At 73.2% G+C, this 26,352-nt stretch carries 19 protein-coding genes and 1 pseudogene; 14 read left to right on the top strand and 6 right to left on the bottom strand.

The features are described from left to right. The 11 genes and pseudogenes from IE182_RS20695 to IE182_RS20645 all read left to right on the top strand — a co-directional run. The coding region (locus IE182_RS20695; protein ID WP_190111378.1) for a type I polyketide synthase at positions 1–7,728 on the top strand (7,728 nt) is incomplete at its 5' end. 69 nt (positions 7,729–7,797) lie between these two features. After that, positions 7,798–9,057, top strand: coding sequence for a crotonyl-CoA carboxylase/reductase (ccrA, locus tag IE182_RS20690; RefSeq protein ID WP_190111377.1), 1,260 nt, complete (start codon positions 7,798–7,800; stop codon positions 9,055–9,057). Between the two features lie 50 nt (positions 9,058–9,107). After that, positions 9,108–10,304: a cytochrome P450 gene (locus IE182_RS20685; RefSeq protein ID WP_190111376.1), complete on the top strand. Its 1,197-nt coding sequence runs from the start codon at positions 9,108–9,110 to the stop codon at positions 10,302–10,304. 87 nt (positions 10,305–10,391) lie between these two features. Continuing rightward, a complete protein-coding gene (locus IE182_RS20680; protein ID WP_190111375.1) occupies positions 10,392–10,589 on the top strand; it encodes a ferredoxin in 198 nt (65 codons plus the stop codon). A gap of 159 nt (positions 10,590–10,748) precedes the next feature. Further along, the gene (locus tag IE182_RS20675; RefSeq protein WP_190111374.1) at positions 10,749–11,963 is read left to right on the top strand and encodes a cytochrome P450; all 1,215 of its coding nucleotides are present in this window, start codon (positions 10,749–10,751) and stop codon (positions 11,961–11,963) included. Positions 11,964–11,998: 35 nt separating this feature from the next. Further along, on the top strand, positions 11,999–12,193 hold the full coding sequence (locus IE182_RS20670; protein WP_190111373.1) for a ferredoxin: 195 nt from the start codon (positions 11,999–12,001) through the stop codon (positions 12,191–12,193). 120 nt (positions 12,194–12,313) lie between these two features. Further along, a complete protein-coding gene (locus IE182_RS20665; RefSeq protein WP_190111372.1) occupies positions 12,314–13,243 on the top strand; it encodes a hypothetical protein in 930 nt (309 codons plus the stop codon). 86 nt (positions 13,244–13,329) lie between these two features. Then, complete coding sequence (locus tag IE182_RS20660) at positions 13,330–14,031, top strand: ribonuclease H family protein (RefSeq protein WP_190111371.1); 702 nt, start codon at positions 13,330–13,332, stop codon at positions 14,029–14,031. 106 nt (positions 14,032–14,137) lie between these two features. Next, a complete protein-coding gene (locus IE182_RS20655) occupies positions 14,138–15,301 on the top strand; it encodes an AAA family ATPase (RefSeq protein WP_190111370.1) in 1,164 nt (387 codons plus the stop codon). A gap of 106 nt (positions 15,302–15,407) precedes the next feature. Beyond that, a complete protein-coding gene (locus IE182_RS20650; protein ID WP_190111369.1) occupies positions 15,408–16,601 on the top strand; it encodes a saccharopine dehydrogenase family protein in 1,194 nt (397 codons plus the stop codon). Between the two features lie 324 nt (positions 16,602–16,925). Further along, positions 16,926–17,355, top strand: a pseudogene (locus tag IE182_RS20645) (phospholipase). A gap of 78 nt (positions 17,356–17,433) precedes the next feature. Here IE182_RS20645 and IE182_RS20640 read toward each other — a convergent pair. The 3 genes from IE182_RS20640 to IE182_RS20630 form a co-directional block, all read right to left on the bottom strand. After that, positions 17,434–18,321 (bottom strand): sigma-70 family RNA polymerase sigma factor, encoded by an 888-nt coding sequence (locus tag IE182_RS20640; protein ID WP_190111368.1) that lies wholly within the window; start codon positions 18,319–18,321, stop codon positions 17,434–17,436. Between the two features lie 53 nt (positions 18,322–18,374). Continuing rightward, positions 18,375–19,109 carry an LppU/SCO3897 family protein gene (locus tag IE182_RS20635; RefSeq protein WP_190111367.1) on the bottom strand — a complete coding sequence of 245 codons (735 nt, stop codon included), beginning with the start codon at positions 19,107–19,109 and terminating at the stop codon, positions 18,375–18,377. A gap of 168 nt (positions 19,110–19,277) precedes the next feature. After that, positions 19,278–20,495 carry a GH25 family lysozyme gene (locus IE182_RS20630; protein WP_229844976.1) on the bottom strand — a complete coding sequence of 406 codons (1,218 nt, stop codon included), beginning with the start codon at positions 20,493–20,495 and terminating at the stop codon, positions 19,278–19,280. Between the two features lie 340 nt (positions 20,496–20,835). Here IE182_RS20630 and IE182_RS20625 point away from each other — a divergent pair, with 340 nt between their 5' ends. After that, positions 20,836–21,648: a DUF6424 family protein gene (locus IE182_RS20625; RefSeq protein ID WP_190111365.1), complete on the top strand. Its 813-nt coding sequence runs from the start codon at positions 20,836–20,838 to the stop codon at positions 21,646–21,648. A gap of 274 nt (positions 21,649–21,922) precedes the next feature. Continuing rightward, complete coding sequence (locus IE182_RS20620) at positions 21,923–22,438, top strand: GNAT family N-acetyltransferase (protein WP_190111364.1); 516 nt, start codon at positions 21,923–21,925, stop codon at positions 22,436–22,438. Positions 22,439–22,517: 79 nt separating this feature from the next. Here IE182_RS20620 and IE182_RS20615 read toward each other — a convergent pair whose 3' ends face one another. From IE182_RS20615 to IE182_RS20605, 3 genes are read right to left on the bottom strand one after another with little or no spacing between them, the layout of a single operon-like run. Next, positions 22,518–23,249 carry a tyrosine-protein phosphatase gene (locus tag IE182_RS20615; protein WP_190111363.1) on the bottom strand — a complete coding sequence of 244 codons (732 nt, stop codon included), beginning with the start codon at positions 23,247–23,249 and terminating at the stop codon, positions 22,518–22,520. Positions 23,250–23,294: 45 nt separating this feature from the next. Continuing rightward, on the bottom strand, positions 23,295–23,741 hold the full coding sequence (locus IE182_RS20610) for a VOC family protein (RefSeq protein WP_190111362.1): 447 nt from the start codon (positions 23,739–23,741) through the stop codon (positions 23,295–23,297). A gap of 17 nt (positions 23,742–23,758) precedes the next feature. After that, positions 23,759–24,475, bottom strand: coding sequence for a TetR/AcrR family transcriptional regulator (locus IE182_RS20605; protein ID WP_190111361.1), 717 nt, complete (start codon positions 24,473–24,475; stop codon positions 23,759–23,761). Between the two features lie 113 nt (positions 24,476–24,588). Between IE182_RS20605 and IE182_RS20600 the strand changes: the two genes are divergently transcribed. Next, positions 24,589–26,349, top strand: coding sequence for a CocE/NonD family hydrolase (locus IE182_RS20600; protein ID WP_190111360.1), 1,761 nt, complete (start codon positions 24,589–24,591; stop codon positions 26,347–26,349). Positions 26,350–26,352 lie beyond the last annotated feature (3 nt).

Below are 26,352 nucleotides of genomic sequence, written 5' to 3'. Positions count from 1 at the left end.
ATCCCCGTCGTCTCCAACGTCACCGGTCGTGTCGTGGAGGAGTACACCGCGGACTACTGGGTCCGGCACGTCCGCGAGGCGGTGCGTTTCGCCGACGGCATCCAGGCGCTGCACGCCGAGGGCGTGACCACGTTCGTGGAGATCGGCCCCGGCGGGGTGCTCAGCGCCATGGCGCAGGGCTGCCTGGACGAGGCGGTCACAGTGCCGGTGCTGCGCGCCGACCGCCCCGAACGCGAGGCCGTCACCAAGGCCGTCGCCCAACTGCACACCCACGGCGTCCCCGTGGACTGGAGCGTGTTCTTCTCCGGAGCGCGGACGGCCGGCCTGCCGACGTACGCGTTCCAGCACGAGCGCTACTGGGTGGACGCGCCGGAGCCCGCCGCCGTGGCGGCGGATCCCGTGGACGCCGAGTTCTGGGAGACGGTCGAGCGCGAGGACCTCGCCTCGCTCGCGGCCACGCTGGACGTCCGTGCCGAGGACGCGTTCAGCGACGTCCTGCCGCGCCTGTCGTCGTGGCGGCGGCAGCGCAAGGAACAGTCCGCCGTGGACGGCTGGCGCTACCGCGAATCGTGGAAGCGCCTGAGCGAGCCCGCCCCGGCCGGTATCGACGGCACCTGGCTGCTGGCCGTGCCGGAGGAGGAGAACGAGCAGGTCGCCGCGGTCCGCGCCGCGCTCACCGCACGTGGTGCCGAGCTGAAGACCCTGGTCATCGGTGCGGTGAGCGACCGCGACGGCCTGGCCCGGGAGCTCGTCGGGCTCGGACCGGTCGACGGCGTGCTGTCCCTGCCCGCCACCGGAAGCCCGGTGCTGTCGACGCTGCTGCTCGTCCAGGCCCTGGGCGATGCGGGGATCGACGCCCCGCTGTGGTGCCTCACCTCGGGCGCCGTGGCCGTGGACGGCTCCGACGCGTTGCGCGACGCACGCCACACCCAGGTCTGGGGTTTCGGCCGGACGGCCGCCCTGGAACTGCCCCGGCGCTGGGGCGGTCTGATCGACCTGCCCGGCACCGTCGACGACAAGGCCGCCGCACGCCTGACCGCGGTACTGGGACAGGTACGGACGGGCCGGTGGGAAGAGGACCAGCTCGCCATCCGCCCCTCCGGCGTCTTCGCCCGGCGGCTCGCGCACGCGCCGGCCCGCCCGGCCTCCGGCCGGTGGCAGCCCCGGGGCACGGTCCTCATCACCGGCGGCACCGGCGCGCTGGGCGGTCACGTCGCCCGCTGGCTGGCGCGCAACGGTGCCGAACACCTCGTGCTCACCAGCCGCCGGGGCGCCGACGCACCGGGCGCCGCCGGGCTGCGGGCCGAACTGGAGGCCCTCGGCGCCCGGGTCACGGTCACCGCGTGCGACGTGGCCGACCGCGACGCCGTGGCGGCCCTGCTCGCCGAGCACACCTTCACCGCCGTGGTGCACACCGCCGGAGTCGCCGACGCCGGCATGGTGGCCGACACGACCCCGGCCGCCTTCGCCGCCGCGCTCGCCGCCAAGGCCGACGGCGCGGCCCACCTGGACGAACTGCTGGGCGAGCAGGAGCTGGACGCCTTCGTCCTCTTCTCCTCCATCTCCGGCGTCTGGGGCAGCGGCGGCCAGGCCGCCTACGCGGCCGGCAACGCCTTCCTGGACGGACTCGCGCGGCAACGACGCGACCGCGGGCTCGTGGCGACCGCCGTCTCCTGGGGCCCGTGGGCCGACGGCGGCATGGTCGAGGACGGCGACGACGAGGAGCGGCTGCGCCGCCGGGGCCTGTGTGCGATGGCCCCCGAGGCGGCGATCACCGCCCTGCAGCGCGCGCTCGACCGCGACGAGACCCTGCTGACCGTTGCCGACGTGGACTGGGCACGGTTCATCGTGCCGTTCACCCTCGGCCGCCCCAGCCCGCTGCTCGGCGACCTCCCCGAGGTGCGCGAAGCGCAGGCGGAGGACAGCGCTCCCGCGGAGGACCGCGGCTCCGGGGCGCTCGCGGAGAGCCTCGCCGGGCTGGCGCAGGACGACCGTGAACGTTCGCTCGTGGACCTCGTCCGCACGCACGCGGCGACCGTGCTCGGGCACCGCGGAGCCGCCTCCATCGAGGCCGACCGCCCCTTCCGGGACCTCGGCTTCGACTCCCTGACCGCGGTGGAACTGCGCAACCGGATCAACGACGAGACCGGCCTCGCGCTGCCCACGACCCTGGTCTTCGACCACCCCACGGCCGCCGACCTCGCCGCCCACCTGAACGCCGAACTCTTCGGCGGCGAAGGACCGCAGGCCACGGTCGCGGCGGCGGCCGCGGTGCTGGACGAACCGATCGCCATCATCGGCATGGCCTGCCGCTACCCCGGCGGGGTCCGCTCGCCCGAGGACCTGTGGGAGCTCGTCCTGTCCGGACGGGACGCCGTCTCGCAGTTCCCCGGCAGCCGGGGCTGGGACGTCGAGGCGCTCTACCACCCCGACCCCGACCACCCCGGCACCACCTACACCACACAGGGCGGTTTCCTGCACGAGGCGGCCGAGTTCGACCCCACGGTCTTCGGGATCAGCCCGCGCGAGGCCGTCGCCATGGACCCGCAGCAGCGTCTGCTGCTGGAAACCTCCTGGGAAGCCTTCGAACGGGCCGGCATCGCCCCCGACGCCGTGCGCTCCACCGCAACCGGCGTGTTCGTCGGCTCCGGCTACCAGGACTACGCCGCCCGCCCGCTCAAGGTCCCCGACGGCGTCGAGGGCTACCTCTCCAGCGGCAACTCGGCCAGCGTGATCGCCGGCCGGCTCTCCTACACCTTCGGCCTGCAAGGCCCGTCGGTCACGGTCGACACCGCGTGCTCGTCCTCGCTGACCGCCCTCCACCTCGCCGTGCAGGCCCTGCGCAACGGCGAGTGCTCGATGGCGCTGGCCGGCGGCGTCATGGTGATGTCCAGCCCGTCCGCGTTCACGATGTCGAGCAGGCAGCGCGCGCTGGCCGCCGACGGCCGCTGCAAGGCGTTCTCCTCGTCGGCCGACGGCACCGGTTTCGCCGAGGGCGTGGGCCTGGTCCTGGTCGAGCGCCTCTCCGACGCCCGCCGCAACGGGCACGAGGTCCTGGCCGTGGTGCGCGGCAGCGCGGTCAACCAGGACGGCGCCTCCAACGGCCTGACCGCGCCCAGCGGCAAGGCCCAGCAGCAGGTCATCCGACAGGCACTGGCCAACGCCCGGCTCACCCCGGGCGACGTGGACGCAGTGGAGGCCCACGGCACCGGCACCAAGCTCGGCGACCCGATCGAGGCGCAGGCGCTGCTGGCCACCTACGGCAAGGAGCGCGAAGAGCCGCTGTGGCTCGGTTCGCTGAAGTCCAACATCGGCCACTCCCAGGCGGCAGCCGGCGTCGGCGGCGTCATCAAGATGGTGATGGCCCTCCGCAACGGCGTCCTGCCGCAGACGCTGCACGTCGACGAGCCCACCCAGGACGTCGACTGGTCCGCCGGGAACGTGCGCCTGCTGACCGAGCAGATCGCCTGGCCCGACCAGGACAGGCCCCGGCGCGCGGCCGTCTCCTCGTTCGGAATGAGCGGCACCAACGTGCACACCATCATCGAACAGGCTCCGCAGACCGGGCACGCCGGCGAGGACGAGCACGCCCCCGCCGACGCGGACGGCGCCGCCGAGTCCGTGGACGCCTTCCCGTGGCCGCTGTCCGCGAAGTCCGCCCGGGCCCTGCGCGAGCAGGCCCGCCGGCTGCTGGGCCACCTCGACAGCAGCGCCGGACTCGGCCTGCCCGACGTGGGCCGCGCCCTCGTGACCACGCGGGTGCAGCTGGAACACCGGGCCGTGGTCGTCGGCCGCGACCGGCACGAGATGCGGGCCGGGCTCGCCGCGCTCGCCGAGGGCGAGCCGTCGGACACCGTCGTCCAGGGCTCCGCCGGGGCCTCGGGCAGGGTCGCCTTCGTCTTCCCCGGGCACGGCTCGCAGTGGACGGAGATGGCCAGGGAACTGCTCGACACCTCCCCGGTCTTCGCCGACCAGGCGAGGGCCTGCGCGGCGGCCTTCGCCCCCTACGTCGACTGGCCGCTGCTCGACGTCCTGCGCGCCGAGCCCGGCGCACCGGGAGTGGACGAGGTGGAGGTCGCCCAGCCGGCGCTGTTCACGGTGATGGTGTCGCTGGCCGCGCTGTGGCGCTCCCACGGCGTGACGCCCGCCGCCGTGATCGGCCACTCGCAGGGCGAGGTCGCCGCCGCGTACGTCGCGGGGGCCCTGACCCTGGACGACGCCGCCAGGATCGTGGCGCTGCGCAGCCGGACGCTGACCAAGCTGATAGGCAAGGGCGCGATGCTGGCCGTCGCGGCACCCGCCGCCCTGATACGCGGCAGGCTGGAGAAGTACGGCGACCGGCTGTCCGTCGCCGCCGTCAACGGGCCCGCCACCCTCACCGTCTCCGGCGACCCGGACGCGGTCGACGAACTGATGGCGGAGCTCGAAGGCGAGGGCCTGCGCGTCCGCAAGGTCCGCGGCGCCACCGGCGCCGGGCACTCCGCCCAGGTCGAGAGCCTGCGCACGGAGCTGCTGGAACTGCTGGCCCCCGTCTTGCCGCGCCCGGCGGAGATCCCCTTCTACTCCACGGTGACCGGCACCGCCCAGGACACCACCGGCCTCGACGCCGAGTACTGGTACCGCAACGCCCGCCGGACGGTGGAGTTCGAACAGACCGTGCAGACGATGCTGGAGGACGGGCACGGGGTCTTCGTCGAATGCAGCCCGCACCCGCTGCTGGTCGGCGCCGTGCAGGAGATCGCGGAGACCACCGACGCCGAGGCCGTGACCGGTGCGTCGCTGCGCCGGGACCAGGGTGGCATGGACCGCTTCCTGCGCTCCGTGTCCGAACTGCACGTCAACGGCGTGCACGTGGACTGGACGGTGCCCTTCGCCGGCTACCCCGTACGGCGCGTGGACCTGCCGACGTACGCGTTCCAGCGGCAGCGGTACTGGCTGGAGGACGCCGACCCGGCGCCCGCGGGCACCGACCCGGTCGAGGCCCGCTTCTGGGAGCTCGTCGAACGCGCCGACGTCGAGGAGCTCGTCGGCGAACTCGATGCGGACGGCGCAGCCCTCATCGGCCCGGCGCTGCCGGTGCTGTCCGCGTGGCGGCAGCGCCACCGCGAGAAGTCCACGGTGGACGGCTGGCGCTACCGGATCACCTTCCGGCAGCTGACCGACGACCCGGCGGCCCCCGAACTGGACGGCCTGTGGCTCGCCGTCCTCCCCGCCGGGCTGGCGGACGAGGAGTGGGCGGCCAGTGTCGTGGGCGCGCTCGGCGCCCACGGGGCCAAGGTGCGGGTGGTCGAACTGCCCGTCGACTGCGACCGCGAGGACGCCACGGCCCGGCTGGAGGCGGAACTCGCCGGCGAACAGCCGACCGGAGTCCTCTCCACGCTGGGCCTGGCCCCCGGCCTGCACCCGGCCCACCCGACGCTGTCCGCGAGCCTCGCCGCGACCCTGACCCTGCTGCAGGCACTGGGCGACCTGGGCGTGGAGGCACCGCTGTGGTGCGCGACCCGCGGCGCCGTCTCCGTCGGAACGTCCGACCCGCTGCGCGACGCCGCCCAGGCACAGCTGTGGGGCCTCGGCATCGTGGCCGCGCTGGAACAGCCCCGGCGCTGGGGCGGACTGATCGACCTGCCCGAGGCACTGGACGAGCACGCCCTGCGACGCCTGGCCGGGGTACTGGCCCAGGACGGCGAGGACCAGCTGGCCGTGCGCGCGGACGGCGTGTTCGCCCGCCGCATGGTCCGCGCCCGGCCCGCCGACGCACAGCCCGCCCGGCAGTGGCAGCCGCACGGCACCGTACTGATCACCGGCGGCACCGGAGGCGTCGGCAGGCACCTGGCCCGATGGCTCGCCGGCGCGGGCGCCCAGCACCTGGTGCTCACCAGCAGGCGCGGGCCCGACGCCCCCGGCATGCAGGAACTGCACGCGGAACTGACCGCGCTGGGCGCCGACGTCACCATCGCCGCCTGCGACATCGCCGACCGCGACGAGGTCGCCCGGCTGCTCGCCGGCATCGAGTCCCGGTACCCGCTCACCGCGGTGCTGCACGCCGCCGGCACGGCACGCTCGTCCCTGCTGACCGACGCCGGTCACGAAGAGTTCGCCGAAGCGGCGGCCTCCAAGGTCACGGGCGCCGTCCACCTCGACGAACTGCTGGGCGACCGCGAGCTGGACGCCTTCGTCCTCTTCGCCTCCGGGGCCGGTGTCTGGGGCAGCGGCGGCCAGGCGTCCTACGCCTCGGCCAACGCCTTCCTCGACGCCCTGGCCCTGCACCGCCGGGCGCGCGGCCTGACCGCGACCTCCGTCGCGTGGGGCGGCTGGGCGGGCGGCGGCATGGTCGACGACGCCGTCCAGGAGCGCGGCGAGAAGCGGGGCCTGGGCTTCATGGCCCCCGAACTGGCCATCTCCGCGCTGCACCAGGCCGTCGAGCACGACGAGCCGGTGCTGACCGTCGCCCCGATCGACTGGGAGCGGTTCCTGCCCGCCTTCACCGTGGGACGGCCGAGCCCGCTGCTGGCCGACCTGCCGGACGTCCAGCGGCTGCTGGAGGCCGAGGAGCTCTCCGAGGAGACGGACGGCGAAGCGGCCCTGGCGGCCGAGCTCGCCGGGCTCGCCCCGGCCGAGCAGGAGGAGAGGCTGCTGGAGCACATCCGCTCCCAGAGCGCCGTCGTCCTCGGCCACGCGTCGGCGGAGGACGTACCCCCCACCGCGAAGTTCCTGGAGCTGGGCTTCGACTCGCTCACCGCGATCGACCTGCGCCGGCGCCTGTCGGCCGCGACCGGTCTGAAGCTGCCCGCCGGGCTGGCCTTCGACCACCCCTCGCCCGCCAGGCTCGCCAAGCACCTGCGGACGCTGCTCTCGGACTCCGGGCGCGGCCCCGCCCAGGAGCGGTCCGTCGACATGCTGGTGCAGCTCTACCGGCACGCGAGCGAGAACGGGACGGCCGGCGAGGCCATGGCGATGCTGACGCAGGCGGCCCGCTTCCGGCCCTCCTTCGAACGGCCCGAGGACCTGGCCGGACGGCCCGAAACGGTGCGGCTCTCGCAGGGCGACCTGCCGTTCGCGCTGATGTGCTTCGCGCCGTACGTCGCCCCGTCCCGGGTGCTCCAGTACGCGCGGTTCGCCGCCCCCTTCCGCGACCGGGCCGACGTGTGGGCGCTGGCCCACCCGGGCTACGAAGAAGGCGAGCTGGTCCCGGCCGACGTGGACGCCGTGCTCCGGCTGCACGCCCGCACCGTGCTGGAGTGCGCCGACGGCAAGCCGGTCGTCCTGCTCGGCTACTCCTCGGGCGGCTGGATCGCCCACGGGGTGGCGGCGCACCTGGAGGCCCAGGGCGTGCAACCGGCGGCCGTGGTGATGGTGGACAGCTTCAGCCGCGAGGTCCCCTTCGACCACCAGGTGCTCAACGCCATGGCCCAAGCGCAGTCGCAGCGTCTGGACTTCATGAGCTCCGGCGCCGAACAGCTCACCGCGATGGGCCGCTACATCGGCCTGTTCGACGAGTGGGACGCACCGTCGGTCACCGCACCGACCCTGCTCGTACGGGCGGGCGAACCCATGCTGCGCGACGCCGCCGACGGCGACGGACGCGCAGCACCGCCCGAGCACGTGGACACCGTCGTCGAAGTGGCCGGAAACCACTACTCGATGATGGAGCACCACGCCGACACCACCGCCGCAGCGGTGCAGTCCTGGCTGGCCGGCATCGACACGGAGCCCCCCGGTCGCAGCTGACCGAGGGCCCGCCCGGCAGATCACGGACACGAACAGCAGCGCAGAACACAGCAGATGTGGGAGAGAAGCATGACGAAGGCGCTCTACGAGATGGGCGAGACCCCACCGCTCGGCGAGGTCCCGCAGCAGATGTACGCCTCGGTGATCCGGCAGAGCCGCTACGGGGCGCCCAAGCAGGCGTTCCGCACGGAGGTCGTCGACACACCCCAGGTGGGCCGGGGCCAGGTGCTGGTCTACGTGATGGCCGCGGGCATCAACTACAACAACGTGTGGTCCTCGCTGGGCACGCCGGTCGACGTCATCGGGATGCGGCAGCGCCAGGGGCAGCCCGAGGACTTCCACATCGGCGGTTCGGAGGCGTCCGGCGTGGTGTGGGCGGTCGGCGAGGGCGTCAGCAACGTCTCCGTGGGCGACCACGTGGCGCTCACCAGCGGCAAGTGGGACGAGACCGCCGAGGACATCCGGCTGGGCACGGACCCCCTGGTCTCGAACAGCATCCAGGCGTGGGGCTACGAAACCAACTACGGTTCGTTCGCGCAGTTCTGCCGGGTCGACGAGTACCAGTGCCACCCCAAGCCCGCGCACCTGTCGTGGGAGGAGTCGGCGGCCTTCCTGCTCACCGGGCCCACCGCCTACCGGCAGCTGTTCGGCTGGCACGGCAACACGGTCAAGCCCGGCGACCCCGTGCTGATCTGGGGCGGTGCGGGCGGCCTCGGCTCGATGGCCATCCAGCTCGTCAAGATGGTCGGCGGCGTCCCCATCGCCGTGGTCTCCGACGAGGCCCGCGCCGAGTACTGCCGCAGCCTCGGGGCGAAGGGCACCATCAACCGCCGCGACTTCGACCACTGGGGCCGGCTGCCCGACGTCGACGACGCCGAGGGGTCGGCGCGGTTCCTGCGCGGTGCGCGCGGCATCGGCAAGCAGATCTGGGAGATCCTCGGCGAGCGCAAGTCCCCGAGGATCGTGCTGGAGCACAGCGGCCAGGACACCCTGCCGACGTCGATGTACCTGTGCGACAACGGCGGCATGGTGGTGATCTGCGGCGGCACCTCCGGATACAACGGCGACATCGACCTGCGGCACCTGTGGATGCGCTCCAAGCGCCTCCAGGGCTCGCACTACGCCGGCGCCCGCGAGTGCCGCGAGGTCATCAACCTGGTGGGCGCCGGCCTGCTCGACCCCTGCCTGTCGGCCTGCGAGGGCTTCGAGGACATCGGGCGCATGCACCAGATGATGCACGACAACGTCCACCCCTCCGGGAACATGGCCGTCCTTGTGAACGCGACCCACCGCGGCCAGACGACGCTCGAACTCCCCGTCACCGCCTGACCGTTCCCGCCGCACGACCGCCCCTCACACCAGCAAGCGCAAGGAGAGTCATGACCGAGCCCACCACCGCCCCCGCCGTCCCCAAGGCCCGCAGCTGTCCCTTCCTGCCGCCGGACGACATCGCCGGCGTCCGCTCGGCCGCTCCGGTGAGCCGGGCCACCTTCACCAGTGGTGACGAGGCATGGCTGGTGACCGGCTACGAGCAGGTGCGCGCCGTGCTGCGGGACCCGTCGTTCAGCGTCCAGGTGCCCCACGCGCTGCACACCCAGGACGGCGTCGTGACCCAGAAGCCGGGCCGCGGCAGCCTGCTGTGGCAGGACGAGCCCGACCACACCACCGACCGCAAGCTCCTCGCCAAGGAGTTCACGGTCCGGCGCATGCAGGCGCTCCGGCCGAACATCCAGCGCATCGTCGACGACCACCTCGACGCCATCGAGGCACAGGGCGGCCCGGTCGACCTGGTGAAGACCTTCGCCAACCCGGTGCCGTCCATGGTGATCTCCGACCTGTTCGGCGTCCCGGTCGAGCGGCGCGCGGAGTTCCAGGAGATCGCCGAGGCGATGATGCGCGTCGACCAGGACGCCGCCGCCACCGAGGCCGCCGGCATGCGGCTCGGCGGGCTGCTCTACCAGCTCGTCCAGGAGCGCCGGGCCAACCCCGGCGACGACCTGATCTCGGCGCTGATCACCACCGAGGACCCCGACGGCGCCGTCGACGACATGTTCCTGATGAACGCCGCCGGCACCCTGCTCATCGCCGCGCACGACACCACCGCGTGCATGATCGGCCTCGGCGCGGCCCTGCTCCTGGACCGCCCCGACCAGCTGGCCCTGCTCCGCGAGGACCCGGAGCTGATCGGCAACGCCGTCGAGGAACTGCTGCGCTACCTCACCATCGGCCAGTTCGGCGGTGAGCGCGTCGCCACCCAGGACGTGGAGATCGGCGGCGTGCGGATCGGCAAGGGCGAGCAGGTCGTGGCGCACGTCCTGGCCGCCGACTTCGACCCCGCGTTCGTGGACGAGCCGGAGCGCTTCGACATCACCCGCCGCCCCGCCCCGCACCTGGCGTTCGGCTTCGGCCCGCACCAGTGCATCGGGCAGCAGCTGGCCCGCATCGAGCTCCAGATCGTCTTCAGCACCCTGTTCCGGCGCTTCCCCACGCTGCGCCTGGCCAAGCCGGTGGAGGAGCTCCGCTTCCGCAACGACATGGTCTTCTACGGCGTGCACGAGCTCCCCGTCACCTGGTGACCCCCGCACCACGGTGAATCCCCCCGGCAAGCAGCGCCCGCGGCCTGCGGGCGCTGCTTGCCGCATTCCAGACGCTGAGGAACCACGATGAAGATCACGATCGACAGGGACAGGTGCGTGGGTGCCGGGCAGTGCGTCCGGGCCGCCGACGAGGTGTTCGACCAGGACGACCTGGACGGCTGCGTGGTGCTGCTCGTCAGCCGGCCCTCCGAGCGCCTGAGCGCAGAGGTCCGCGACGCCGAGCGGTTCTGCCCGTCGGGGGCGATCGAGATCCACGACGCGTAACCCCTCCGGGACCCGCCGGCCCACCGCCGGCAGCCGGGGAACACTAGGGAATCACCCACTGCCGTCCAGCAATTCATGCACATAGCATCCAAACGTGGACGGGACGACCAGGCACCGGCCGGACTGGGCAAGGCCCACCGATCGCTTGAAAGGCACGACATGACCGAGACCGAGATCCGCCCCACCGGGGCTTCGGCCCCCGCCTTCCCCAAGGACAGGACCTGCCCGTTCCAGCCGCCGGAGAGCTACGCGCAGTTACGCGGCGACGCACCGCTGACGCAGGTGCGGCTCTTCGACGGCCGCATGGCGTGGATGGTGACCGGGCACGCCGAGGGACGCGCCCTGCTCGCCGACCCCCGCCTGTCCTCCGAGTGGGGCAACCCGATCTTCCCCGTCGTCGTCCAGCGCACGGAGGGCCGCGGCGGGCTCTCGTTCCCGCTGATCGGCGTCGACGACCCCGAGCACGCACGGCAACGGCGCATGCTCATTCCGAGCTTCGGCGTCAAGCGCATGGCCGCCCTGCGCCCCATGATCCAGCGCGACGTCGACGGGCTGCTGGACGCGATGCTGGAAAAGGGGCCGACCGCCGACCTGGTGTCCGCCTTCGCCCTTCCCGTGCCCTCGATGGCGATCTGCTCGTTGCTCGACGTGCCCTACGGCGACCACGACTTCTTCGAGGAGCGTTCGCGCGACTTCGTGGGCGCGGCGACGTCGGCCGAGGCCGACGCGGCCTTCGCCCAGCTGCACCAGTACCTCCACGGCCTGGTCGAGCGGAAGAGGGACGAGCCCGGGGACGGCCTGCTGGACGAGCTGATCGCCGTTCAGCTCGCCGAGGGCAAGCTGGACTACGACGAGCTGGTCCTGATGACCCTCGTCCTGCTGGTGGCCGGCCACGAGACCACCGTCAACGCGATCGCCCTCGGGGCCCTCACGCTCCTGCAGCACCCCGAGCAGCTCGACGCGCTGCGGCGCGACCCCGCTCTGATCTCCCAGACGGTCGAGGAGCTGCTGCGCTTCACCTCCGTCTCGGACTACATGGTCCGGCTGGCGAAGGAGGACATCGAAGTCGGCGGCGAGACCGTCAAGGCCGGCGACGCCGTGATCGTCTCCATCACGCTGATGAACCGCGACGGCAAGGCCTACGAGGATCCGGACACCTTCGACATCGGGCGGTCCGCACGTCACCACGTGGGCTTCGGCCACGGCATCCACCAGTGCCTCGGGCAGAACCTCGCACGCGCCGAGCTCGAAATCGCCCTCGGCACCCTCTTCGCCCGCATCCCGGACCTCCGGCTGGCCGTCCCCCTCGACGAGGTGCCCATCAAGGCCGGCCACGACGCCCAGGGCCCGATCGAGCTCCCCGTCACCTGGTGACGACGCGGGCCGGGGGAACGGAGACGGAGCGCGCCATGCGCATCACCATCGACCGCGACCGGTGCATCGGCGCCGGCCAGTGCGTACTGGCCGCGCCCGCCGTCTTCACCCAGGACGACGACGGGCTGGTCACCCTGCTCCCGGGGCACGAGGACGGCACGGCCGACCCGCACGTACGCGACGTGCCCATGGCCTGTCCGGTGCAGGCGGTCGCACTCGCCGACGACTGAACGGCGCCGGTCACGGCCGCGGGTCCCGCGACCGCGCGCGGTCGCGGGACCTCACCGCAGGCGGACCGCCTGAGTACGCGTACTCAGGCGCCTCCCGGTACAGGTGCGCATGCTTGCCCCATGCATCAAGGGAAAAGACCACGCCGGACGCAGATCGCCCTCTTCCTGGCGGTGGTATGGGCTGCAGGAGCGGCCCTGGTGCCGACGGCCTGGAGCGTCGGCGTCGCCTGGGCCTGGGCGGGGGGCCTGCCCGGCCTGGCGGTCGCGTTCGGGGCCGCAGGCGCGGCGATGGTGGCATGGCTGTTCGCCGCCGGCACCGCCGTCCGGGACGCGGTGCCCGCCTGCCGCACCGCCGGGCGACGCCTGGCATGGGCGGTCGCGGTGTTCCTGGGCGGCGGCGCGGGAGTCGCGCTCGGCTACCGCGCCCGGCTCTCCGGCGATGTCGGCCTCGGTGGCGACGCGACCCTCTTCCTCTGGTGCGGGCTGCCGTACGCACTGGTCGCGGCGCTGTTCGTCCCCGGCCGGGCGGCCCGTGCCGTGGGCGCGACGGCGGTGGCCGGCTCCGTGGTCCTCGTGGCGTGGTCCGGCCACCAAGGCGACCGGGCGAAGGAGCTGGCGTCGCTGCTGGAGGACTCTCCGCTGTCCCGCAAGCAGCTCCTCGTGCCCGAGGTCCCCGACGGTTACACGATCGACGCGGGCAACGGCAGCGTGTCGCGCCAGGGGTTCCGGCTCGGCTACCGCTACGCCGGCCCCGGCACGGCGCGGGAGACCCTCCAGTACGAGGTGGCGCCCGGCAACGCCTCCCCCTGCGCCGACACCACGCTGCCCGGCCCCGCGACCTGCACCGACCTGGACGGCGGATTCGTCGAGGCGACCCGGCGACTGGGCGACGGCAGCACCTCCCACACGCTGGCCCTGCGGCGGGAGGGCCTCACCCTCACCGTCACCGTCTCCGGGCCGGCCGACACCCCCGCACTGCGCCGCATGCTGAAGAAGGCCCACCCGGCCGACGACGACGAACTGCTGCGCGCGCTGCGCTTCACTCCCTAGCGGCCGGTCGTCGCCGAAGAGGGGGCAGCCCGGGGCCCCCGCCGGGCCTGCGCCGCAACCGTGCCCCGAGCTGAGATCATCGGAGCATGTCTGAACGCATCATCGCCGCCTGTGACGGGGCCTCCAAGGGCAACCCGGGGCCCGCAGCCTGGGCCTGGGTCATAGCCGACGCGCAAGGAACCCCCGAGCGCTGGGAGGCGGGCCCGCTCGGCCGGGCCACGAACAACGTCGCGGAGCTCACCGCCCTGGAGCAGCTTCTCGGGGCCACCGACCCGGCCGTGCCCATCGAGGTGCGCATGGACTCGCAGTACGCCATGAACGCGGTCACCAAGTGGCTGCCCGGCTGGAAGCGCAACGGCTGGAAGACCGCGGCCGGCAAGCCCGTCGCCAACCAGGAGCTCGTCGCCCGCATCGACACCCTGCTCACGGGCCGCCCGGTGGAATTCCGCTACGTACCGGCGCACCAGGTGGACGGGGACCACCTGAACGCCATCGCCGACCAGGCGGCCAGCGACGCGGCCACCGCGCAGCTCCCCGCGGGAACGTCCCACGGGGCGTCGGCCCCGCCGGTGCCCGCCCAGCGCCCCGAACCCGCGCAGGCCAAGCCCCGTGCCGCCAGGGCCGGAAAGCCCTCGACCGGCGGAGCCGCGCGCAGCACGAAGACCCTCCGCGCGAAGTTCGCGGGCCGGTGCGTCTGCGGACAGTCGTACGCGGCCGGGGAATCCATCGCCAAGAACGCGAAGGGCTGGGGCCACCCGGCCTGCCGCGACCTGGCCGCCCAGGCGTGAGCCACGCGGCCGGCCGCCGGACCCACCGGCGGCCGGCCGCGCACGCGCGAGCCGCAGCGGCGCCGCTGCCCCGCACACCACCGGCCGACCCCGTACGCTCGAACATATGATCACCACGCTCGCCGTCGAGAACTACCGCTCCCTACGCCACCTCGTCGTCCCCCTCGACCGCCTCAACGTGGTGACCGGCGCGAACGGCACCGGCAAGTCCTCCCTCTACCGGGCCCTGAAACTGCTCGCCGACGCCGCGCGCGGCGGGGCCGTGGCCGCGCTCGCCCGGGAGGGCGGCCTTCCGTCCACCCTCTGGGCGGGCCCGGAGAAGGTCGGCCGCGCCGTCCGCGAGGGCCTGCACCCCGTCCAGGGCACGGCCTCCACGGCCCCCGCCGGCCTGCGCCTCGGCTTCGCCGGGGACGACTTCGGATACGCCGTCGACTTCGGACACCCCGGCGGCACACCCGCCACCTCCCTCTTCTCCCTCGACCCCGAAATCAAGTCCGAGGCGATCTGGAGCGGCCCCGTCCTGCGCCCCGCGGCCCTGCTCTCCGAACGCAAGGGCAGCGCCGTGAAGGTCCGCGGCCTGGACGGCACCTGGCACCGCCGGGCCGGGGCGATCCGCCCGTACGACTCCATGCTCGGCGAGGTCGCCGACCCGCAGCACGCCCCCGACGTGCTCGCCGTGCGCGAGCAGATCCGCGACTGGCGCTTCTACGACCACGTGCGCACCGACGCCCACGCGCCCGCCCGCGCCACCCACATCGGCACCCGCACGCCCGTCCTGAGCGGCGACGGCTCCGACCTCGCCGCCGCCCTGCAGACCATCCGCGAGACCGGCGACCACGACGCCCTCGACGAGGCCGTCGACGCCGCCTTCCCCGGCAGCCGCGTCGACATCGGTCTGCTGGGCCCGCGCTTCGAACTGCGGATCCGCCAGCACGGACTGCTGCGCCCCCTGACCGCCGCCGAGCTCTCCGACGGGACGTTGCGCTACCTGCTGTGGACCGCGGCCCTCCTCACCCCGCGCCCGCCGCGGCTCCTCGTCCTGAACGAGCCCGAGACCAGCCTCCACCCGGACCTGCTCGCGCCGCTGGCCGACCTGATCCGCAGGGCGTCCGGACACAGCCAGGTCGTGGTCGTGACGCACGCCCGCCCGCTCGCGGCCGCCCTCGCCCGCGGAGCCAACGTCATCGAGCTGGTCAAGGACTTCGGGCAGACGCAGGTGGAGGGCCAGGGGCTCCTGGACGAACCGCTGTGGCACTGGCCCAAGCGCTGAGGCGTACGAGCGCGTGGGCCCGCTGTCCGGTCACCCGAATCAGGGGCTGAAACGATCCTTCACGCGTTACGGTCTCCAGTGACGCGACCCCTGTGACGGAGGTGCCATGAACAGGCGGACCGGTACTGAACGCCCCTACGACGTCGTACTCTTCGGGGCGACGGGCTTCGTGGGGGAGCTCACCGCCGAGTACCTGCTGGCGCACGCGCCGCAGGACTGCCGGCTGGCGCTCGCCGGACGCAGCCGGGAGAAGCTGGAGAAGCTGCGGGAGAGGCTGGCCGCGCTCGACCCCGACCGCGCCGCCGGCCTGGCGCTGGTGGCCGCGGACGCGGGCGACCGGGCGGCGATGCGCGCGCTCGCAGAATCCGCGCACGTCGTGGCCTCGACCGTCGGGCCGTACATCTGGTACGGCGAGGAACTGGTGGCCGCCTGCGCGGAGTCCGGCACCGACTACACGGATCTCACCGGCGAGCCGGAGTTCGTGGACCTGATGTTCGTGCGGTACGGCGAGCGGGCCCGGGAGACCGGCGCGCGGCTCGTGCACGCCTGCGGCTTCGACTCCCTGCCGCACGACCTGGGCGCGTACTTCACCGTCCAGCAGCTGCCGGAGAAGGTACCGCTGAGCGTGGACGGCTTCGTACGGGCCTCGGGACTGATCTCCGGCGGGACGCTCGCCTCGTCCCTGACCATCATCGGGCGGCAGCGGCAGGCGGGTGCGGCGGCACGGGAGCGACGGCGGCTGGAGCAGCCGCCGGCCGGACGCCGCGTCCGCACCCCGCTGGGAGCACCGCGCTTCAGCAAGGAGACGGGCACGTGGGCGCTGCCGCTGCCCACGCTCGACCCGCTCGTCGTGGGGCGTTCGGCCGCCGCACTGGAACGCTACGGCCCCGACTTCCGCTACCGGCACTACGCGTCGGTGAAGACGCTGCCCATGGCCCTGGCGGGACCGGTCGGACTGGGCGCGCTGGCGGCCGCCGCGCAGCTGCCGCCCGCCAGGACCTGGCTGATGAACCGGTACCCGGCGGGGCGCGGGCCGAGCGCGCGGCAGCGGGCACGCGGCTGGTTCCGGATGCGGTTCGTCGGCGAAGGCGGCGGCCGGCGCGTGTTCACCGAGGTCACGGGCGGTGACCCGGGCTACGGTGAGACCGCGAAGATGCTCGCGGAGGCGTCCTTGTGCCTCGCCCTGGACGATCTGCCGGAGACTGCGGGCCAGGTCACGCCGGCGACGGCGATGGGCGACGCGCTGATCGGCCGGCTGGAGGCGGCCGGGATCCCGTTCCGCGTCGTCCACACCCGCTGAATCCACGCCCGCTGAATCCACGCCGGATCCGGCCGTCGGGTGCGTCGCCCGGGAAAGGGCGGCGCCGACGCCGGCGCGTGCAACTGCACGGTAAGCGGAGCGCTGATTTCAGGACACGCCGGCGCAGCCCCTCCGCTCCTCCGCCGACCCGGTTCCGGTCATCACGCCGTGGGGCATGGACAGCCCAACGCATGATCGGTTGGGATGAGGCGCGTTGCTCCCCCCGGCGCTCTCTGCCGGTGAGCACAGCTCCTGGTCATCCCTCCCGCGCACGTGTGCGGGTGCCCCTCCGGAGGATCTCCGTGCATCGGTTCACCACCCCCCCTGGCCGCAGCCGCCCTCACCGTGACCGCCGTGGTCACCTCGCCTCACCCGCCCAGGCCGTCCCCGCTGACAAGGCACAGATTCTGGCCAGTTGGACCCAGAGCAGTGCCTCCAGCTCCAGCGCGTGGAACGCGCCCGCCAGAACCAGGGCGCCTGGGCCTCCTACAGATTCGACCGGTCGACCGACTACTGCTCCAAGTCGCCCGACAACCCCTTCGGCTTCCCCTTCCAGAACTCCTGCGCCCGCCACGACTTCGGCTACCGCAACCACAAGGTCACCGGCGCCCTGGAGGCGAACAAGGCCCGCCTCGACAACGCTCTCCACGAAGACCTCAAGCGCGTCTGCAACGCCTACACCGGGGCCAAGCACACCGCGTGCAACGCCACCGCCTGGACCTACTACCAGGCCGTGAGCGCCCTCGGCACCTGATTCCCTCCGACCGGACCCCGGCTCGCGGAGCGAACACCGGCCGGCTCCCGCTGCGCGGAGCCGGCCGGTGCCGCGCCGTCAGGCGTCGAGAACGGCGATGTCGACCCGGCGGAGCTGCTCCGGGTCGGCGATCACATCGACGGCACTGATCAGGCCGTCGTCCGTGACCGCGAAGGTGAGCACCAGGAACAGCCTGCCGCGCGGGGCCATCGCCAGCCCGGCCGCCCCGTCGACCAGCGCCGCACCGGTGAACCGGGCGCGCCCCATGGCGGCCATCGCGCCCCGGGCGACGGCCACGGCACCACGGACGACGATGGGTTCGGGGGAGGGGACGACCATCGCGTCGGCCCGGAGCACCACGTCCGGATGGAGCAGGGCGACCAGCGCCTCGAAGTTCCCGCCCCGGGTCGCGGCCAGGAAGGCGTCGACGACCCGGCGCCGCCGGGCCGGATCGGCGTCGGGCGCCGGGGTGCCCCCCTTGACCCGGCGTCGGGCGCGGCTCGCCAGCTGCCGGGCCGCCGCCGGCGTGCGCTCGATCATCGGGGCGATCTCGTCGAAGGGCACGGCGAACATGTCGTGCAGCACGAAGGCGAGCCGCTCGGCGGGCGTCAGCGTGTCGAGCACCACGAGCAGCGCCAGCCCGACCGAGTCGGCCATCAGCGCTTCCTGCTCGGGGTCGTCCGCCTCCTCCTGGCCGGCGCTCCGGCCGGGCGCCTGCATCTCGAAGGGGTCCTCGCGCCGCGACTGGCGCGCACGCAGCATGTTCAGACACACCCGCCCCACCACCGTGGTCAGCCACCCGGTGAGGTTCTCCACGCCGGTGGTGTCGGCGCGACTGACGCGCAGCCAGGTCTCCTGCAGGGCGTCATCGGCCTCGCTGAGCGAGCCGAGCATCCGGTAGGCCACCGCCCGTAGATGAGGCCGGGCTTCCTCGAAGCGCTCTATCAGACTTCTGGGCTCGTCCATCGTCACGTTCCTTGCTCACGCCACATCAGATCAGGAGAAACCCCGGAATCCTCTCACCTCTCATAGGAACCGATGCCGACCAGGCAGTAGACGACCGAACTGATGGTCCGGCCCCCCAGCGTCGTCTCGGAGGAGAAGGAGTACTGGGTGTCGGAGTTCTCGCGGCAGCGGCTCATGTCGGTGGTGCCGTGGAACGTCTGGATGACCCGGTAGTGCGCGTCGGACGACGAACAGGCGACGACGCCGACGTTGTTCACCTTCACCGGAGTCGTGGAGTCGGGGATGGTCCCGTTGAGGCACGTCCCCGTGCGATAGGGGGCGGGAGGCGTGGGGAGCCTGCTGGGGCCGCGGGTGGGGCGGTCGGTGCTGCCGAGCGGGTCGGGAAGGCCCGGAGCCGTGTGCTCGTCGCCCGTGCCGGGGGAGAAGGGCGTGCGGGAGGTCGACGGCGACGGGGTCCTGCCGGAGCCGGGCGCAGCCGACGAGGAGGAGCCGTCGCGCTGGGTCAGGAGCACGACGACGAGTACGCCGAGCGCCGCGAGGACGAGCAGCGGCTTGAGCAGCGGGCTGCGCCGGAGCGCCCGCCCGGCCCCCGGCGGCTGCGGTGTCGGCGCGCCGCCGACACGGATCCGGAGGTGCGCCTCGCCCTTGTCGGTGGAGACCCTGATGAGATCGCCGTCCCGGACCGGTGGGATGCGGACGTTGACCGGCCCGCTCGGCAGGCCGACGGCTCTGGTGACGCCGAAGGCGGCCTCTTCGGGGGTGAGCCACAAGGTGACTTCCGTCGGCATCGGTCAACTCCGGGGGCTTGAGGACGGCCGGGTGGGAGAGGGCTTCGTCCCTGAGGACTCCCTGAAGTGTGGTGGGCGGAAGGCCGGTTGCCCAGCTCGATTTCATCGGGGCTGGTGGGAAGCGGTTCGGCGGAGCAGCGGCTGAGCTCGTCGCAGCACAGAGGGGGTTCAGGAAAGCAGTGCCTTCCAGGTGGCAGGGCCGACGATGCCGTCCGTGCCGAGGTCGCGGGACTTCTGGAAGGCGACGGCCGCATCCCTCGTGCCCGTGCCGAAGACGCCGTCCACCTGCAGCGTGGCGCCGTGGCTGTTGAGCAGGTGCTGGGCCGCCCGTACGGCGGGACCGTCGGAGCCGGACCGGACCGTGACGACGAGGGCCTGCCAGGTCTTCGGGCCGATGACGCCGTCGGGAGTGAGGCCGGCGGAGCGCTGGAAGACGGCGACGGCCTCGCGGGTGGCGGGGCCGAACGCGCCGTCCGCCTCCAGGGCGGCACCCCGGCCGCCCAGAAGGTACTGGGCGGCGGTGACCTGGGGGCCGCGGGCTCCTTGGGCCAGCAGGGGCCAGTCGGAGGCCGGCGGGGGCGTGTAGTCGCCGTTCGCGAAGGTGCGCAGGTCCTGCTCCGAGCCGTTGAAGACGTCCTGGTCGCCGGGGAACGGGCCGCGGTCGGAGGTCTGCCAGAAGGTGTGGGCCGTCCACCCCTTGGGCAAGGGGTGGGCCGTGCCGTTGTAGTTGGCGATCCACAGCGGCGACGTGTCCGCGAACGCCTGGGAGTCGCCGGTGCACCGGGACCACCAGCCGGTGTTGGTGTAGAGGACCGGGTACCGCCCGGTGCGCTGCCGGTACCGCTCGGTGAAGGCGCTGATCCAGGCGACCATGGCGCCGGGTTCCAGCCCGTAACAGACGGGAGCGTCCTGCGAGAGGCGCTCCACGTCGAGCGCCCCCGGCAGTGTCCTGCCGTCGGCGTTCCAGCCGCCGCCCGCGGCGAGGAAGGCATCGGCCTGTGCGGCACCGCCCGAGGTGTCGGGCCGGGCGAAGTGGTAGGCGCCGCGGACCAGTCCCGCGGCGGCGGAACCGTTGTACTGCTGCGCGAAGAACTCGCTCTTGTACGTCAGTCCCTCGGTCGCCTTGACGTAGGCGAAGGAGGCCCCGGCGGCGGCGACGGCCGACCAGTCCACGTTCCCCTGGTGGCCGCTGACGTCCAGACCTCGTACGGCGGCCGCCGCCGCGGGGCCGGCGGCCGGGCCGCGCCCGGCTGCGGCGAGGCCGGAGCCGGCGTGGTGGCCGCCCTCCGCGCCGTGCCCGATGCCGGCGGGCGGCACCGGCTCGGCCGCCCGGGCCGCGACGGGCTGCAGGAGGGCCGTGAGCGCCAGGAGACCGGCGGCGGCCACGAGGCGACGGTCCGGTGAGGACCCCGGGCGGTCCGGTAAGGATTTCAGGCGGTCCGGCAAAGATCTCAAGGGAGGCTCCCTCACTGTGCTCGCGCCGTGGCGAACGGGGGCTGAGACCGGTGGGCGGGACTACCCAGGATGCTATCGATGTGGACATGTCACCGGAATCCCGGTGCGGCAGGCATCTCCGGGGTCACTGGGCCGAATGTGGGCTTCGCGGCCTCCGGGGTTATCGCCGGGACCACCCGTGGGACCCATCACGGCACGCGATGCGACGCGACCGCCGGGGACATCACCGTGGCCGGCGGGAGGCGGCGGGAAGCCTGGAGAAGGGCGAGCCATGAACGACAGGGAACGGGCGGCGACCCACCCGCGGCACGAGGACTTCCCCTGGACGATCTCCGTGGCGGACCACCCGCCGCGCAAGGAGAGCGCTCAGTACCGGGCGAGCCGGAACCTGATGCGCAAGCTGGTCGACACGACCGGCGACTGGGCCTTCGCCCCGGGGCCGTACCAGGACCACCACGGCGGCGGCGTGTGGGTCAAGGACGAGGACGGCTGGTTCTGCGTGTTCCTGCCGCTCGGCGTGGAGTGGTCCGCCCAGTTCTGCGCGGACCCGAAGAAGGTGGACGGCATCCGGCGCTACGCCGTGCGTCTGGTGCGGGCCTTCCCCGACACCCTTCCGGGCTACGCCGCCCTCGGCTACGACGACGGCGAACGGCTGCTGAGCACGGCCATCGAGACGGCCGAACAAGTCGCCGAATGGACGGACTCCATCTTCAACGCCTCGGTCCCCCTCCCCGCCGGTGCCCACTCCGGCGTGCTGCCGACCGCGGCCGGGTACCACCACTACCCCAAGCCGATCGTGGACATCGACCACTTCCGCTTCGACGACTTCGAGCTGTTCGTGGCGGACGAACAGGGCCTGCCGGTGGCCGTCGTCCCCCTCTCCCCGCGCGGCTCGGGCGACGGCCGCGTCCGCGTCCTGGCCGCCCACGCCGGCTCGCCGTACGCGGCACGCCTGGTCGGCGCGGGTGCGGAGGCCCACGTGGGCGCCGCCGAACTCGTCGAGGCACGGGGGGCCGAGTGGGACTCCACGATCCTCCCGCCCGACGACCGGCTCGCCCGGGAGGCGTTCCGGCACCAGCAATAAGAAGGGGAAGCCGGGGGAGCCTGCGTGGTACGTTGGGGAACGTTCGTACGGTTTGGGATCGAGGACGAAAGGGAGGTGGGGCCGATGGCCGCGCTCATGGCCACTGCGACGAGCAGCGCCCGGACCGCCCTCACGTCCCGGGCGACGGTCTGACCCGGTCACCCCGGCCCCGCTGAGAGCGTGAGCTCGCGAGGCCGCCCTGCAGATCCTGCACTCTCCGCGGATCCTGCAGTCCGTGCACGAACCTCACCATGAAACGGATCTTCATCCCGTCATGCGTACACACACCAACTGGATCACCCGCGCCGAGACCGGTGCCGACGTTCCCGTCGTTCGCGAGATCCTCCTCGCGGCGTTCGAAACGCCGCTGGAGGCCGACCTCGTCGACGCACTGCGTGCCGACCCCGCCTGGATCGACGGTCTGTCCCTCGTCAGCACCGACGAGCACGGCAGCATCATCGGCCACGCCCTCCTCACGCGCTGCCACATCGACGACACCCCGGCCCTCTGTCTGGCCCCCGTCGCCGTACGCCCCGAGCACCAGCGGAGCGGCGCCGGCTCGGCCGCCGTCCGCGCCGCGCTGAAGGCGGCCGGAGACATGGGGGAGAAGTACGTCACCGTCCTCGGACACCCGGCGTACTACCCGCGGTTCGGCTTCACCCGTGCCTCCGCGCACGGCATCGGCCTGAGCGTCGACGTGCCGGACGAGGCCATGATGGCCATGACCCTGGACGGGACCCACCCGCTGCCCAGCGGCACCGTCCGCTACGCGGCCCCCTTCGGGATCTGACCCCGGCCTGCCGTGCGGTGGGCCTCGTGGCCCCCGCACGGCAGGGTCGCACCTGGCGGCACGCCTCGCCGGACCACCCTCACACCGGTTCGAGCAGGTTCTGGCGCAGGGCGCCGGTCAGGGCGTCGTCGACGCCCAGCAGGTTTGTTGCGTAGCCGCGTACGGACCCGTGTCGCTCTGCCAGTGCCGCGAGGAACAGGCGCATGACGTCGGCGGGCGCCCGCCCGAACCCGGGCCAGGCCGGCTCCCGGCCCGGGTGGCCGGCCCGCCAGTCGGCGACGAGGCGTTCGGTGGCGAGCCCGGTGAGGGCGAAGTCCCCGACGATGTCCTTCTCGGGCACGTCCAGCAGGGAGAGGACGAGCGCGGCCAGCAGCCCCGTGCGGTCCTTGCCGGACGCGCAGTGGAAGACCACGGGGCCGTCCTGGGAGGCGATCACTTCCAGCGCCTGGCGCAGTTCCTCCACGCCGTCGTGGGCGACCTCCATGTACCGGTCGGCAAGGAACGGCCCGGTCTCGACATCGGCGCCGAGCGCGGCCTGGTCGTAGGGGCGGTGCTCGATGCTGAGGTTGTGGTAGGCGAGTGACGCGTGGTCCGGGACGCGGCCCTTGGCCGCGATCTCCCAGGGGTAGCGCAGATCGATGACGGTGGTGATGCCGAGGGCGACGAACCGCTCCCAGTCCGCGCCCTGGAGCTTGCCCAGCGAGTCGGACCGGAACAGCCGGCCCCAACGGACCGTCCGGCCATCCTCGGTCGTGTAGCCGCCCAGATCACGGAAGTTGTGCAACCGCTCGAAGGATATGTGTCTGTTCACGGGTGGAACCTATGCCCGCCGTCACCACCGTCACTACGACGGAGATCACGTGCTGCGGGAGGGGTCGTCCCGGACCGGCGCGCCGATCCCCAGCATGTTCCCCTCGCTGTCACGGAACCAGGCGCCGCGTTCACCCCGGGCGCCCTTGCTGGGGTAGTTCCCTTCGATCTCAGCGATTCCGTTCCTCGTCCGGAACCCCGGGACGTCGACCTCCTCGAACACGACGCCGCGCCGCCCGAGCTCCGTGACGACCGCCTCGATGTCGTCGACCGTCCACGCCATCTGAGTGAACGTGCCGGGAGAGGCGCCCGTCGACTGGAAGACCACGAATTCCACGCCCCCGCACCGGTACAGCAGCCCACCGGGCCGTTCGTCGACGGGTTCCAGGCCCAGCTGCTGCGAGTAGAAACGCCGCGCCCGCTCCAGACTCCGGGCCGGAAGCCTCGTCGCCACGTGTGCCCGGGCCAGAGCGTTGCTCTCCTCTGCGTTCATGCCCCCACTGTGCCGGATCAGTCGCTGTCGAGCCCGTCGACCAGACGGTTGAGGAACCGGGTGAACGTGGCCTCGGGGGTGAGGGCGCGGCCGGGGGCGGCGAGGGCTTCCGCGAGCTCCGGGTGGTGGCCGTCCGCGGCGACGACGGCCAGGTAGCGGGCTTCGGCAGCGGCCCGCTCGGGCGAACGTGCGGCTGCGGCCTGCGCGATCTCGTGGGCGACGTGGCCGGCCACGAACCCGGTGAGCTGGGCGAAGACCTCCAGCTTCGCCGCGCCGTCCAGCCCGGTGGGCCGCAGGGCCGCGAGCGCGCGTTCCAGGAAGGCCAGGGTGTGGGGGCCGAGCGAACGACGGGTGGACAAGGCGGCGGGCAGCCAGGGGTGCCGCAGCATGAGGGCGCGCTGGAGGTGGGCGATGGCCTTGAGGTCGGCGCGCCAGTCGCCGGTGGGGGCGCCCGACACCGGTAGTTCGCCGCTGACGTGGTCGACCATCAGCTCGATCAGCGTCGCCTTGTCGGGGGCGTAGCTGTAGAGCGACATGACGCCGGCTCCGACCTCCGAGGCGACCCGCCGCATCGTGACCGCGTCGAGCCCCTCCGCGTCCGCGAGGGCGACGGCGGCCGCCGTGATCGACTCACGGCTGAAGGCGGGCTTGCGCCCCCTGCGGGGCCGGTCGGACGTCAGCCAGAGTTCCTGGGGGTCGACGCCCGAGGCGTCCGACCCGCCGTCACCGGTCACGATCTTCGTACTCCTTCTCTCGCGTCGCCTTGCGGCTGCAGCACGGGTGGGTGGGGTTCCAGCATCCCCTATCATCATTCTCGTACGACGTACGGAAATGGTGGAGGGGAACGATGACATCACCCACGCGTGACGCCGCCGCGCCGCGGGCGGCGGTCTGGACGCCGACTTCCGGGAAGCCGCCACTGCCCTCACGGATGATGCGGGCGGCCTGGCGCAAGCTCCCGCCCAAGCGGTACGACGTCGGGTGGGAGCCCGGGCTGGTCGTTCCGGCCGCGGACGGCAGCCCGTTGATCACCGACCACTACTTCCCCCGCACAGCGGGCGACTTCCCCACCCTCCTCGTGCGCTCGCCCTACGGCAGGGGCGTGCCGTGGTCACCGATGTACGGCATCCTCTTCGCCGAACAGGGCTTCCACGTGGTCCTGCAGAGCTGCCGCGGCACCGGCGGATCCGGCGGCCGGTTCGACCTGTGGCGCGACGAGGCCGCCGACGGCCGGGCCACGGTCTCCTGGCTGCGGGAACAGCCCTGGTTCAACGGAACGCTGGGCACCGTCGGCCCCAGCTACCTGGGCCACGTGCAGTGGGCGCTCGCCCTGGACCCGCCGCCGGAGCTGAAGGCGATGGCGGTGCAGGTGGGGCTGCACGATCCCCACGCCCTCTTCCACGCGGGCGGCGCGTTCCACCTGGAGGACGCCCTCATCATCGGCGCCGCCATGACCACCCAGCACCGCGGGCTGGTCCCCCTCGTGAAGGCGACGATGCGCCTGCAACGCCACCTGCGCACGATCACCACCGCACGGCCGCTGCGCCGGGCGCACGTGGCCGCCCTCGGCGAAGTGCCCTGGCTGGACGAGGTGATGGCGCACCCGGACGCCGACGACCCGTTCTGGTCCGGTACGCGCGTGGGGGAGGCCGCGGACCGGCTGAACGTCCCCACCGCCCTGATCACCGGATGGCACGACATCCTGGCCGACCAGACCTTCGAGCAGTACGGCCGACTGCGCCGGGCCGGCTGCGAGACCGCCCTGCTCGTCGGACCCTGGACCCACACCTCCGCCCTCCAGCAGGGCTGGCCCGAGGTGTTCGCCGAGAGCCTGGCCTGGCTGCGCGCGCACCTGTGCGACGATCCCTCCGGCCTGCGCCCCACCCGGGTGCGCGTGCACATCGGCGGCGAAAACGCATGGCGGGACCTCGACGACTGGCCGCCGCCCCCCGCTCCGGCCGTCGCCTTCGCTCAGGCTCCGGCCACCACGGCGTGGTTCCCCACCCCGGGCGGGCACCTCACCGAGCTGGCCCCCACGGACTCCGCACCGCTGGCCTCCTTCCGCTACGACCCGGCCGCCCCCACCCCGTCCGTCGGCGGCCCCCTGCTCTCCCGCGCCGCCGGCCCCCGCGACAACAGCGCACTCGAAGCCCGGGAGGACGTCCTGACGTTCACCACCCCGCCGCTGACCGAGCCCGTGGACGTCCTCGGCCCCGTCACCGCACGGCTGACCGTCTCCACGGACACCGGACACGCCGACGTCTTCACCCGCCTGTCCGAGGTGGACGCGCAAGGCCGCTCCACCAACGTCTGCGACGGGCTGGCCCGGCTGCGGGCGCCCGGGCAGGCGCCGACGACGGTCAGGGTGCCGATGAGTTCCACCGCCCACCGCTTCGCCGCCGGTCACCGGATTCGCTGGCAGATCAGCGGCGGCGCCCACCCCCGCTACGCCCGCAACCCCGGCACGGGGGAGTCGGCGGTCGACGCCACCGACTTCGCACCCGTCCGCATCACCCTGCACGCGGACTCGGCGCTGACGCTCCCCGGGGGTGCCGGCGCCCGGGCCCCGCAGCCCCTCGGCGTCGATGAGGCCCCGGCAGCGGGCTGAGGC

It is taken from the genome of Streptomyces cinnamoneus, from assembly GCF_014650495.1.
Classification (GTDB): Bacteria; Actinomycetota; Actinomycetes; order Streptomycetales; family Streptomycetaceae; genus Streptomyces; species Streptomyces cinnamoneus.
The sequence above is the reverse complement of the archived record's forward strand: the minus strand, read 5'-3'. Positions and strand labels throughout refer to the sequence as shown.